The following is a 13,076-nucleotide window of genomic DNA, read 5'->3' on the forward strand; positions in this document are numbered from 1 at the left end:
CCGGAAGCGGCGCGCGGCATCACACGGCGCGTGTGCGTTAAACGGTCATCGGGTTGGGCTTGGACGGATCGAGGTTGTACTTGGCAATCGCGTCCGCGACCACCTTGCGCTCGATCGTGCCTTCGTCGGCCAGCGCGTTCAGCGCGGCGACGGTGACCCAGTGACGGTCGACTTCGAAGAAGTGACGCAGCTTCTCGCGGGTGTCCGAACGACCGAAGCCGTCCGTGCCCAGCACGACGAAGCGGCGGTCGATCTGGCCGCGGATCTGGTCGACCAGCGCGCGCACGTAGTCGGTCGACGCGATGACCGGACCCTGCGTGTCCTTCAGGCACTTCTGCACGTGCGACAGGCGACGCTCCTCGGTCGGATGGAGCAGGTTCCAGCGCTCGATCTCGTGGCCTTCACGCGCGAGTTCGGTGAAGCTCGGCACGCTCCACAGGTCGGCCGCGACGCCCCAGTCGTTCTTCAGCAGGTCGGCGGCAGCGATCACTTCGTTGAAGATCGTGCCCGCGCCGAGCAATTGCACGCGCGGCGCCTTCGCGTCCGCGTCGGCCTTCTTGAACGCGTACATGCCCTTGATGATGTCGGCCGCTACGTGCTCGCCCTGCGGAATCGCCGGGTGCTCGTAGTTCTCGTTCATCACCGTGATGTAGTAGTACACGTCTTCCTGCTCCTGCACCATGCGGCGCAGGCCGTCCTGGACGATCACCGCGAGTTCGTAGCCGAACGTCGGGTCGTAGCTGATGCAGTTCGGCACCGATGCGGCCCACAGGAGCGAGTGACCGTCTTCGTGCTGCAGGCCTTCGCCGTTCAGCGTCGTGCGGCCCGCGGTACCGCCGAGCAGGAAGCCGCGCGAGCGCATGTCGCCCGCCGCCCATGCCAGGTCGCCGATCCGCTGGAAGCCGAACATCGAATAGAAGATGTAGAACGGCACCATGATCTCGCCGTGCGTCGAATACGACGTCGCTGCCGCGATCCAGTCGCACATGCCGCCCGCTTCGTTGATGCCTTCCTGCAGGATCTGGCCGGTTTCCGATTCCTTGTAGAACATCAGCTGGTCGGAATCTTCCGGCACGTACTTCTGGCCTTCCTGGTTCCAGATACCGATCTGGCGGAACAGGCCTTCCATGCCGAACGTACGCGATTCGTCCGGGACGATCGGCACGACGCGCTTGCCGAGCGCCTTGTCCTTCAGCAGGATGTTCAGGATCCGCACGAACGCCATCGTCGTCGAGATCTCGCGGCCTTCGCCCGTGCCCTTCAGCAGCGGCTCGAATGCGTCGAGCGCCGGCACCGGCAGCGACGTCGCCTTCTCGCGGCGATGCGGCAGGTAGCCGCCGAGGTCCATGCGCTTCTGGCGCATGTATTCGAGCTCCTTCGAGCCTTCCTCGAACTTCAGGTACGGCACGTCGGCGATCTGCTCGTCGGTGATCGGCAGGCGGAACTGGTCACGGAACTTCTTCAGTTGCTCGACCGGCAGCTTCTTCTGCTGGTGCGTGATGTTCATCGCCTGGCCCGACTCGCCCATCCCGTAGCCCTTGATGGTCTTCGCGAGGATGACGGTCGGCGCGCCCTTCGTGTTGGTCGCTTCGTGGAACGCCGCGTAGATCTTGTGCGGATCGTGGCCGCCGCGGTTCAGCGCCCAGATGTCGTCGTCCGACCAGTCGGCGACGAGCGCCTTCAGTTCAGGCGTGTTGAAGAAGTGTTCGCGTACGAACGCGCCCGACTCCGACTTGTACGTCTGGTATTCGCCGTCGACGACTTCCATCATGCGGCGCATCAGCGCGCCCGTCTTGTCGCGGGCGAACAGCGCATCCCAGCGGCTGCCCCAGATGACCTTGATCACGTTCCAGCCGGCGCCGCGGAATTCCGATTCCAGTTCCTGGATGATCTTGCCGTTGCCGCGCACCGGGCCGTCGAGACGCTGCAGGTTGCAGTTGATCACGAACACGAGGTTGTCGAGCTTCTCGCGGCTCGCCATGCCGATCGCGCCGAGCGATTCCGGCTCGTCCGTCTCGCCGTCGCCGAGGAACGCCCAGACCTTGCGGCCGGCGGTCTTCGCGATGCCGCGCGATTCCAGGTACTTCATGAAGCGTGCCTGGTAGATCGCCATGATCGGGCCGAGACCCATCGACACCGTCGGGAACTGCCAGAAGTCCGGCATCAGCCACGGGTGCGGGTACGACGAGATGCCCTTGCCGTCGACTTCCTGGCGGAAGTTGTCGAGCTGCTCTTCCGACAGGCGGCCGAGCAGGAACGCGCGCGAGTACACGCCCGGCGACGAGTGGCCCTGCACGAACACGAGATCGCCGCCGTGCTGGTCGGACGCCGCGTGCCAGAAGTGGTTGTAGCCGACGTCGTAGAGCGTCGCGGCCGATGCGAACGACGCGATGTGGCCGCCGACGTTCGTGTCCTTGCCGGCGCGCAGCACCATCGCCAGCGCGTTCCAGCGCGTGTACGAACGGATGCGGTGCTCGAGGTCCTGGTCGCCCGGAATCTTCGCCTGGGCTTCGACCGGGATCGTGTTGATGTACGGGGTGTTGGCGGAGAACGGCAGGTGTTCGCCGTGCATGCGGGCGAACTCGATCTGCTTTTCGATCAGGTAATGCGCGCGGCCGGTGCCCACCGACGAGATCACGCCGTCGAGCGACTCGAGCCATTCAACGGTTTCTTGCGGGTCGTCGTCACGTTCGGCGGCGACATATTTCATCACTTCGTTCGGTACAGCGGACATTCTCGTCTCCTGGGTCCTGGAATGTGAGGATCGCTCTCGTGCAGACGACGCGGCGCGGCCTGCGGGCAAGCTCCGACGGATTGTAATGAGCGTCGCCGGCCCCGCGCAACAGAATTTTCGAATTATGAGATCTTTTCTCGTAATGCGGAATATTGCTGCGCTGCACCCTTGCGGCGGGCCTCTGCGGCACGCGCCGCGGGCATAAATCCGTTTCCGTTCAACATATCCGGTATAGGTTTTCCATGTATTGCGCTGCGCTACAATCCTGCCATGTTGACCGATCGGCTTTTCGCACGCTCGGCGCGACCGTCGGGCCCGCCGGCGGAGTCGCAGCCGTCCCGCTGGCACCACGGACCGTGGTGGTCCAATTCCTATTTGCTGACGCCGCTGCTGTCGATCCTCGTGTTCCTCGTGGTGATGAGCCTCATTCTATGGAGCCTCAATCGCCGCGAACAGCAGCAGCAGGAAGACACCCTGTTCCGTAACGTCGCGTGGGCGCAGCAGCAGATCCGCCTGTCGATGACGGGCGCGCAGGAGCAACTGCAGGCGCTGTCGCGCGATCTCGCGTCCGGCCGCCTCGACCAGAACGCATTCCAGATGGCCGTCGCGGACGTGATGCAGACGCATCCGGAAATCCTCTATCTGAACTGGTACACCGCGCCCGGCGTGCAGCGCTGGCCGACCGTGCATCCTCCGCTGCTCGGCCAGCGGCTCGCGAAACCCGGCGACGCGCAGATGCAGGACGCCGTGCGCGGCGCGTACGACGAAGCGCGCAGCACGCGCCGCCAGGCCTATTCGCCGCTGATCTACGACGACTTCGGCAACGGCTTCATCACGCTGCAGACGCCCGTGATGCGCGGCGACCGCGAATATCTCGGCTCGCTCGCCGCGGTGTTCTCGGTCGAAGGGATCCTGAAGCACGACATCCCGCAGGAGCTGTCGTCGAAGTACAAGATCTCGATCACCGACTCGAACAACCGCGAGCTGTCGTCCACGTCGACGCGCCCGCGCCTGCCGCGCGACTCCCACTACGACCTGCCGCTCGACCCGCCCGGCCAGGGGCTGACCGTGCGCGTGTACGCGTTCCCGCAGCTCACGAACCTGACCAACAACACGCTCGTGTGGCTCGTGGCCGGCCTGTCGTGCTTCGTGCTGTGGAGCCTCTGGAGCCTGTGGAAGCACACGCGCCAACGCTTCGAGGCACAGCAGGCGCTGTACGCTGAGGCGTTCTTCCGCCGCGCGATGGAGAATTCGGTGCTGATCGGCATGCGCGTGCTCGACATGCACGGCCGCATCACGCACGTGAACCCCGCGTTCTGCCGGATGACGGGCTGGGACGAAACCGACCTCGTCGGCAAGGTCGCACCGTTCCCCTACTGGCCGCGCGACTCGTATCCCGAAATGCAGCGCCAGCTCGACATGACGCTGCGCGGCAAAGCACCGAGCTCGGGCTTCGAACTGCGCGTGCGGCGCAAGAACGGCACGCTGTTCCATGCGCGCCTCTACGTTTCGCCGCTGATCGACAGCTCGGGCCGCCAGACCGGCTGGATGTCGTCGATGACCGACATCACCGAGCCGAAGCGCGCGCGCGAGGAACTCGCGGCCGCGCACGAGCGCTTCACGACGGTGCTCGAAAGCCTCGACGCCGCGGTATCGGTGCTGGCCGCCGACGAAGCCGAGCTGCTGTTCGCGAACCGCTACTACCGCCACCTGTTCGGGATCCGCCCGGACGGCCACCTCGAGCTGTCGGGCGGCGGCTTCGACCGCGCGCAGGCGTCGTCCGACTCGATCGACATGGTCGATGCGTTCGCCGGCCTGCCGGCCGCCGCGCTGACGAGCAGCACGGCAGACGCGCAGGAGGTGTACGTCGAGAGCATCCAGAAGTGGTTCGAGGTGCGCCGCCAGTACATCCAGTGGGTGGACGGCCACCTCGCGCAGATGCAGATCGCGACCGACATCACGACCCGCAAGAAGGCGCAGGAACTCGCGCACCAGCAGGAAGAGAAGCTGCAGTTCACGAGCCGATTGATGACGATGGGTGAAATGGCGTCGTCGATTGCGCACGAATTGAATCAGCCGCTTGCCGCGATCAACAACTATTGCTCGGGCACGCTCGCGCTCGTGAAAAGCGGCCGCGGCACGCCCGAGACGCTGCAGCCCGCGCTGGAAAAGACCGCGCAGCAGGCGCTGCGCGCGGGGATGATCGTCAAGCGGATCCGCGAATTCGTGAAGCGCAGCGAGCCGAAGCGCCAGCCGGCGCGGGTCGCGGACATCGTCGCCGACGCAGTCGGGCTCGCCGAAATCGAGGCCAGGAAGCGCAGGATCCGGATCGTCACGGAAATCCTCGCAAGAATGCCTATTATTTATGTCGACCCCGTGCTGATCGAGCAGGTGCTCGTGAACCTGATGAAGAACGCGGCCGAGGCGATGGCCGACGTGAAGCCGGCGTCGGCGGACGGCGTGATCCGCGTCGTCGCCGACATCGACGCGGGTTTCGTCGACGTCCGCGTGATCGACCAGGGTCCGGGCGTCGACGAAGCGACCGCCGAACGCCTGTTCGAACCGTTTTACAGCACCAAGTCCGACGGCATGGGCATGGGGCTGAACATCTGCCGTTCGATCATCGAATCGCATCGGGGGCGTCTGTGGGTGGTCAACAATGTCGAACCGGACGGCCGCATTTCCGGCGCGACATTCCACTGCAGCCTGCCCATTGGGGAACCCGCTGATCTCGGCCAAGGGGGGCGCGAGGCATCGGCATCACATACCGTTACGGGAGAACTATGAATAGCCCTGTCACCACCACTCAGGAAACTGTCTTCGTCGTCGACGACGACGAGGCCGTACGGGACTCGCTGCGCTGGCTGCTGGAGGCGAACGGCTATCGCGTGCAATGTTTCTCGAGCGCCGAGCAGTTCCTCGATGCGTACCAGCCGGCGCAGCAGGCCGGCCAGATCGCCTGCCTGATCCTCGACGTGCGGATGTCAGGCATGAGCGGCCTCGAGCTGCAGGAGCGCCTGATCGCCGACAACGCCGCGCTGCCGATCATCTTCGTCACGGGCCACGGCGACGTGCCGATGGCCGTGTCGACGATGAAAAAGGGTGCGATGGACTTTATCGAGAAACCGTTCGACGAGGCCGAGCTGCGCAAGCTCGTCGAGCGGATGCTCGACAAGGCCCGAAGCGAAAGCAAGAGCGTCCAGGAACAGCGCGCCGCGAGCGAGCGCCTGTCGAAGCTGACCGCGCGCGAGCAGCAGGTGCTCGAGCGGATCATCGCCGGCCGCCTGAACAAGCAGATCGCCGACGATCTCGGGATCAGCATCAAGACGGTCGAAGCGCACCGCGCGAACATCATGGAAAAGCTCAACGTCAACACGGTCGCCGATCTGCTGCGCCTCGCGCTGTCGAAGAAGCAGGCCTGAACGTTGCGCGCGGCCGCCGGGCGCCTGCCCGGCCGGCCGCACCGCCGCGCCGCGCGATGCGGCCCACTCGCGCGGCACGGCACGGCGCCGCCTCCCGGGGCGCCGGCACCGCCGCCATGACGCTTTCCTTGTATTCGCTGTCGGACGACGGCAGGCGACCGGTATAATTCCGTGTTTTGCTGCGGCGTTTCGCGCGCCGTACGCCCGCATTCCAACTTCCCGGCAGGACCACCACCATGACAGCCCTCCTCATCGACGGCAACGCCCTCTCGAAGACCTTGCGCGCGCAGGCCGCCGAACGCGCCGCCGCCCTGACCGCACGCGGCCACCAGCCCGGCCTCGCGGTGATCCTCGTCGGCGCCAACCCGGCGAGCGAAGTCTACGTGCGCAACAAGATCAAGGCGTGCGAGGACAACGGCTTCTTCTCGCTGAAGGATGCGTACCCCGACACGCTGTCGGAAGCCGACCTGCTCGCGCGCATCGACGAACTGAACCGCGACCCGAAGATCCACGGCATCCTGGTCCAGCTGCCGCTGCCCGCGCACATCGATAGCCACAAGGTGATCGAGGCGATCGCGCCGGAGAAGGACGTCGACGGTTTCCACGTCGCGAACGCCGGCGCACTGATGACGGGCAAGCCGCTGTTCCGCCCGTGCACGCCGTACGGCGTGATGAAGATGTTCGAAGCGCACGGCATCCCGCTGCAAGGCGCCAACGCCGTCGTGATCGGCCGCTCGAACATCGTCGGCAAGCCGATGGCGATGCTGCTGCTCGAAGCCGGCGCGACCGTGACGATCTGCCACAGCAAGACGCGCGACCTCGCCGCGCACACGCGCCAGGCCGACGTCGTGGTCGCCGCGGTCGGCAAGCGCAACATCCTGACGGCCGACATGGTCAAGCCGGGTGCGACGGTGATCGACGTCGGCATGAACCGCGACGACGCGGGCAAGCTGTGCGGCGACGTCGACTTCGCCGGCGTGAAGGAAGTCGCCGGCCACATCACGCCGGTGCCGGGCGGCGTCGGCCCGATGACCATCACGATGCTGCTGATCAACACGATCGAAGCCGCCGAGCGCGCCGCCGCGGCCGCCTGAGCGCCTTCGACCCTCTCGCCCGTCCAGCCGGCGCGCATGCGTGCGCCGGCGTCCCGCCGGCCGCCCGCCGCGGCCGCGTCAGCGCCCTGCCACACTGCCGCGCTCCGCTTCATTCCGCCCCTTTCGACCCTTTCCGGCTCCGCGTCGCGCTCCGTCAATCGCCTCGTTAGAAACTAACGATTGGAAAGCGCGCGTTGCGCCCCAATAATGTCGATATCGGGCGCCGCCGCATCGCGCCTCACCCTTTTCACCCCGGTTCATCCGGCAACAGACAGGGAGTCTTAATGTCCGCCAGCGCCAATACCAATCCGCTCCTCGATTTCTCCGGCCTGCCCCGCTTCGGCGAGATTCGTCCGGAACACGTGACGCCCGCGCTCGACACGCTGCTCGATGCCGCCAACCGCGCGGTCGACACGGCGAGCGCACCCGCGACGCCGGCGACCTGGGCCGCGATCGTCGAGACGGTCGAGCAGGCGACGGAGCCGCTCGGGCGCGCATGGGGCGTCGTCGGCCACCTGAACGCGGTCGCCGATACGCCGGAGCTGCGCGCCGCGTACGGCGAAAACCTGCCGCGCGTGACCGAATTCTGGTCGAGCGTCGGCCAGAACCTCGCGCTGTACGAGAAGTACAAGGCGATCGCAGCGAGCGCCGAATACGCGACGCTGTCCGCCGAGCGCAAGAAGATCCTCGACAACGCCCTGCGCGATTTCCGCCTGTCGGGCGCCGAGCTGCCCGAGGATCAGAAGCCGCGTTTCGCGGAATTGCAGGAGCAGCAGGCCGCGCTGTCGAAGGCATTCTCCGACCACGTGCTCGACGCGACCAACGCGTATGCGTATTTCGCGCAGGACGAGGCCGAGCTGGCCGGCCTGCCGGGCGATGCGATCGAAGCGGCCCGCGAGGCCGCGCAGAAGGAAGGCAAGGAAGGCTGGAAGTTCACGCTGCACTTTCCGTCCTACTTCCCGGTGCTGCAGTACGCCGAGAACCGTGCGATGCGCGAGACGCTGTACCGCGCGTATGCGACGCGCGCGTCCGAACTCGGGCCGCAATACGGCGGCGGCAAGGCCGAGTGGGACAACACGGCGATCGTCGCGGACGAGCTTAAGCTGCGCCGCGAAGAGGCGCAGATGCTCGGCTACCGCAACTTCGCCGAAGTATCGCTCGCGCCGAAGATGGCCGAATCGCCGCAACAGGTGATCGCGTTCCTCGAGGATCTCGCGACGCGCGCGCGTCCGCACGCGGACAAGGACTGGGACGAACTGCGCGCGTTCGCCGCGAAGGAACTCGGCCTGACCGAGCTCGCTCCGTGGGACGTCGCGTTCGCGGCCGAGCGGCTGCGTCAGCAGCGCTACGCGTTCTCGGAAAACGAGGTCAAGCAGTACTTCCCGGAACCGGCCGTGCTGAAGGGCCTGTTCAACGTCACCGAAACGCTGTTCGGCGTGCGGATCAAGCCGGACGACGCACCGGTGTGGCACAAGGACGTGCGCTTCTTCCGCGTGGAGAACCGCGACGGCTCGCTCGTCGCGCAGTTCTATCTCGACCTGTACGCACGCGAAGGCAAGCGCGGCGGCGCGTGGATGGACGATGCGCGTGCGCGCGCCAAGCGCGGCGACACCGTGCAGACGCCGGTCGCGTACCTGACCTGCAACTTCTCGGCACCCGTCGGCGGCAAGCCCGCCTGCTTCACGCATGACGAGGTCATCACGCTGTTCCATGAATTCGGCCACGGGCTGCATCACATGCTCACGCGCGTCGACGAGCTCGGCGTGTCGGGCATCAACGGCGTCGAATGGGATGCGGTCGAGCTGCCGTCGCAGTTCATGGAAAACTTCTGCTGGGAATGGGACGTGCTGTCGTCGATGTCGTCGCACGTCGATACGGGCGCCGCGCTGCCGCGCGAGCTGTTCGACAAGATGATCGCCGCGAAGAACTTCCAGAGCGGCCTCGGCACGCTGCGCCAGATCGTGTTCTCGATGTTCGACATGCTGCTGCACGTCGACTTCGACCCGTCCGGCACGACCGGCGTGAATGCGTTCGCGCGCGAGATCAACGAGCGCTACCACGTGATCCCGCAGGCCGCGTTCTCGCGCTGGCCGAACACGTTCAGCCACATCTTCGCGGGCGGCTATGCGGCCGGCTACTACAGCTACAAGTGGGCCGAGGTGCTGTCGGCCGACGCGTACGCGGCGTTCGAGGAAGCGGCCGCCGCCAGCGGCAGCGTGCTCGACGCGGCGACCGGCACGCGCTATCGCCGCGAAATCCTCGAAGTCGGCGGCAGCCGGCCGGCGATGGATTCGTTCAAGGCGTTCCGCGGCCGCGAGCCGGAAATCGACGCGCTGCTGCGTCACAACGGGATGGCCTCGCCCGCGCACTGAGCGCGCGCTGTCCGGCTTGTCCGGCTGCGTCGAAAGGCACCGCTGCGGCGGTGCCTTTTTTCATGGCGCGGAGGTTTTGTCGTTGGCGGCGTTGTCGGCGTTCGCCTCGTTCGGGTCGTTCGGGTCGTTCGGGTCGTTCGGGTCGATTGCGTCGGTTTCCGCGTTGGCGTTGGCGTTGGCGTTGGCGTTGGCGTTGGCAGCGGCAGCGGCAGCGGCAGCGGCAGCGGCAGCGGCAGCGGCAGCGGCAGCGCCGTCAGTATCAGCCCCCTCGTCCGCATCGTCATCGAACAGCGAAAACTGCCCGTGACGCTCGGCCGTGTCCTCGTCGATGCGCACGCCCACGCCGAGCAACCGCACGGCCTGCGCGCGCCGTTGCAGCCCCTTCGCGAGCAGCGTGACGGCCGTCTGCGCGTTCGTCGCGTCGGCCACGCACTCGACCGTCGTACGCTGGAAATCGGCGAAGCGGATCTTTACGTACAGCTTGCGGATCGTGCGGGCCGCGCCCGCGCGTGCGATGCGCGCGTCGAGCTGCACGACGAGGCGGCGGATCTCGTCCGCGCATTGCTCGAGCGTCGTCAGGTCGGTCACGTAGGTCGTCTCGACGCTGACCGACTTGCGCTCCTGGTCGGCCCGCACCGGCCGCTCGTCGATGCCGCGCGCCAGCTGGTACAGCCGCCGGCCGAACGCACCGAACTCGCGATGCAGGTCGATCAGCGACCAGCCGCGCAACTGCGCGCAGGTCTGGATGCCCAGCCGGTCGAGCCGCGCGGCCGTCACCTGGCCGACGCCGTGCAGCTTGCGCACCGGTAGCGCCGCGACGAACGCATCGACCTCGTGCGGCCGCACGACGAACAGACCGTCGGGCTTGTTCCAGTCGGACGCGATCTTCGCGATGAACTTGTTCGGCGCGACACCCGCCGACACCGTCACGCCGACCGTGTCGTACACGCGCTGGCGAATCTCCCGCGCAATCAGCGTAGCGCTGCCCTGGCACAGCTGCGAACCGCTGACGTCGAGGTACGCCTCGTCGAGCGACAGCGGCTCGACGTCGTGCGTGTAGTCGCGATAGATCGCCATGATCTGCCGCGACGCCGCACGGTATTTGTCCATCGCGGACGGCAGGATCAGCAGGTCCGGACACTTGCGCATCGCGAGCGCCGACGACATCGCGGAATGCACGCCGTAGCGCCGCGCCTCGTAGTTGCAGGTCGCGATCACGCCGCGCTGGTCGGGCCGGCCGCCGACGGCGAGCGGCCGGTTGCGCAGCGACGGGTCGTCGCGCATCTCGACCGACGCGTAAAAGCAGTCGCAGTCGCAGTGGATGATCTTGCGCACGCGCGACGGCGCGTCGCCGGGCGGCGACCCGCGCGGATCGGCAGGCGGGATGATGGTCGGATTCACGGTGCCGATACTGTACAAAAACACAGTGGCCGTTTCAACTGTCGCGTGCTGCCGCGTTCGGCCGACGGCCGACGCCCGGCGCAGCCGGAACGCCTCGGATCGCCTCCACCCGCTCGCCGGCCACCCCCGACCGGCAATGCCGTACCGGTCCGCTTCGCGCGGATCGTACCGCCGCGCGCCCGGGCCGCCCCCTATACTCGTCTGCCACGACATATGAAACGCACAGGTGACGGATGAAAACGATCGGACTCATCGGCGGAATGAGCTGGGAATCGTCGGCCGAGTACTACCGGATGATCAATCGCCATTCGAAGGCGCTGCACGGCGGCCATCACAACGCGAAGAGCGTGCTGGTCACGGTGGATTTCGCGGAGATCGAAGCGCTGCAGCGCGCGCAGGACTGGGCCGCGCTCGGCGAACGGATGGCCGATGCCGCGCGTCGGCTCGAAGCGGCCGGCGCCGATCTCGTCGTGCTGACGACCAACACGATGCACCGCGTGCACGGCGCGATCGAGGCTGCCGTATCGCTGCCGTTCCTGCACATCGCCGATCCGACCGGCACCGCGCTGCGCGCCGCCGGCGTCGAGCGCGTCGCGCTGCTCGGCACGCGCTACACGATGGAGCTGCCGTTCTATGCGGAGCGCCTGCGCGACAAGTTCGGCCTCGACGTGCTGGTGCCGGACGAATCCGCACGCAACGACGTGCACCGGATCATCTACGACGAGCTGTGTCACGGCGTGATCGATGCCGGGTCGCGTGCGACCTACGTGTCGATCATCGGGGAACTGGCGAAACGCGGCGCACAGGCTGTGATACTCGGCTGTACGGAAATCACGCTGCTGATCGGCGCGGACGACGCGCCGCTGCCGGTGTTCGATACGACCGCGCTGCATGCAAAGGCGGCGGTCGAGTGGGCGGCGGGCTGAAAACAAAAAACCCGGCACGGGGCCGGGTTCCTGTCGACGAAGCGCGCATCGGTCACTTGCGCTGCACATCGCCTGGTGTGCTTGGTTGCGGGGGTAGGATTTGAACCTACGACCTTCGGGTTATGAGCCCGACGAGCTGCCAGACTGCTCCACCCCGCGTCAGAGAAATAAATTATAGGGTGATGAAGCACTCACGTCAATACTTTTGTCACAAATTCTTCGCAGGCCGTCGATATCGACACGCACGGCACCGGCTTCACGTCGTGTGTCGCGCGCGTTCGCGCCCCGTGCTCGCGGTAAGATGGCGTCCTTCGCATTCACCCCCGCACGCATTCCCGTTCATGAAAATCGCCACCTGGAACGTCAACTCGCTCAACGTCCGCAAGCAGCACGTGCTCGACTGGCTCGCGCAAAGCGGAGCCGACGTGCTGTGCCTGCAGGAACTGAAGCTGCCGGACGAGAAATATCCGCGCGCCGATCTCGAAGCGATCGGCTACCGCAGCTGGTTCGCGGGCCAGAAGACCTACAACGGCGTCGCGATCCTCGCGCGCGACACGCTCGCCGTCGACGAATCGGACGTCGTGCGCAACATCCCCGGCTTCGACGACGCACAGCAGCGCGTGATCGCCGTGACGGTCGAAGGCGTGCGCATCGTGTCTGCGTATTTCCCGAACGGCCAGGCACCCGACTCCGACAAGTTCGTCTACAAGATGCAGTGGCTCGACGCGCTGCAGGCGTGGCTGGGCACCGAGATGCAGCGCTACCCGAAGCTCGCGCTGCTCGGCGACTACAACATCGCGCCGGAAGATCGCGACGTGCACGACCCGGCGAAATGGGAAGGCCAGAACCTCGTGTCGCCGCAGGAGCGCGCGCATTTCGCGAAACTGATCGAACTCGGCTTCGTCGATGCGTTCCGCCGCTTCGAGCAGCCCGAGAAGACCTTCACGTGGTGGGACTACCGGATGTTCGCGTTCCGCCGCAACGCGGGGCTGCGCATCGACCACATCCTGCTGTCGCCGGCACTCGCCGAAACCTGCACGTCGTGCGAGGTCGATCGCGTGCCGCGCACGTGGGAACAGCCGTCCGACCACACGCCCGTGATCGCGGTCGTCAGTTGAACGCCCTGC

The 13,076-nt window shown here is 66.4% G+C and carries 8 protein-coding genes and 1 tRNA gene; 6 read left to right on the plus strand and 3 right to left on the minus strand.

What is annotated here, in order from left to right; translation table 11 throughout:
- Positions 1 to 37: 37 nt before the first annotated feature.
- Entirely contained in the window at positions 38 to 2,734 is a 2,697-nt protein-coding gene (gene aceE, locus DIE12_RS23625; RefSeq protein WP_044849249.1) for a pyruvate dehydrogenase (acetyl-transferring), homodimeric type, read from the minus strand.
- A 270-nt stretch (positions 2,735 to 3,004) separates the two neighbouring features.
- On the opposite strand from aceE, the gene fixL reads away from it, so the two are divergent.
- The 4 genes from fixL (at position 3,005) to DIE12_RS23645 (ending at position 9,622) form a co-directional block, all read left to right on the plus strand.
- Positions 3,005 to 5,521 carry an oxygen sensor histidine kinase FixL gene (gene fixL / locus DIE12_RS23630; RefSeq protein WP_124522156.1) on the plus strand — a complete coding sequence of 839 codons (2,517 nt, stop codon included), beginning with the start codon at positions 3,005 to 3,007 and terminating at the stop codon, positions 5,519 to 5,521.
- On the plus strand, positions 5,518 to 6,156 hold the full coding sequence (gene fixJ / locus DIE12_RS23635) for an oxygen response regulator transcription factor FixJ (protein ID WP_006493245.1): 639 nt from the start codon (positions 5,518 to 5,520) through the stop codon (positions 6,154 to 6,156). The genes fixL and fixJ overlap by 4 nt, the downstream gene beginning before the upstream one ends.
- A 236-nt stretch (positions 6,157 to 6,392) precedes the next feature.
- The gene (gene folD / locus DIE12_RS23640) at positions 6,393 to 7,250 is read left to right on the plus strand and encodes a bifunctional methylenetetrahydrofolate dehydrogenase/methenyltetrahydrofolate cyclohydrolase FolD (protein WP_124522157.1); all 858 of its coding nucleotides are present in this window, start codon (positions 6,393 to 6,395) and stop codon (positions 7,248 to 7,250) included.
- A 284-nt stretch (positions 7,251 to 7,534) separates the two neighbouring features.
- Entirely contained in the window at positions 7,535 to 9,622 is a 2,088-nt protein-coding gene (locus DIE12_RS23645) for a M3 family metallopeptidase (protein WP_124522159.1), read from the plus strand.
- A 60-nt stretch (positions 9,623 to 9,682) separates the two neighbouring features.
- On the opposite strand, the gene dinB is transcribed toward DIE12_RS23645, so the two are convergent.
- Entirely contained in the window at positions 9,683 to 11,047 is a 1,365-nt protein-coding gene (dinB, locus tag DIE12_RS23650) for a DNA polymerase IV (protein ID WP_124551377.1), read from the minus strand.
- Between the two features lie 209 nt (positions 11,048 to 11,256).
- Between dinB and DIE12_RS23655 the strand changes: the two genes are divergently transcribed.
- Entirely contained in the window at positions 11,257 to 11,949 is a 693-nt protein-coding gene (locus tag DIE12_RS23655; protein ID WP_124488321.1) for an aspartate/glutamate racemase family protein, read from the plus strand.
- Between the two features lie 82 nt (positions 11,950 to 12,031).
- Here DIE12_RS23655 and DIE12_RS23660 read toward each other — a convergent pair.
- Positions 12,032 to 12,108: transfer RNA gene (locus tag DIE12_RS23660), tRNA-Met, on the minus strand.
- A gap of 182 nt (positions 12,109 to 12,290) precedes the next feature.
- Between DIE12_RS23660 and xth the strand changes: the two genes are divergently transcribed.
- Positions 12,291 to 13,067 carry an exodeoxyribonuclease III gene (gene xth, locus DIE12_RS23665; protein WP_124522161.1) on the plus strand — a complete coding sequence of 259 codons (777 nt, stop codon included), beginning with the start codon at positions 12,291 to 12,293 and terminating at the stop codon, positions 13,065 to 13,067.
- Positions 13,068 to 13,076 lie beyond the last annotated feature (9 nt).

The organism is Burkholderia sp. Bp9015 (genome assembly GCF_003853505.1).
Classification (GTDB): Bacteria; Pseudomonadota; Gammaproteobacteria; order Burkholderiales; family Burkholderiaceae; genus Burkholderia.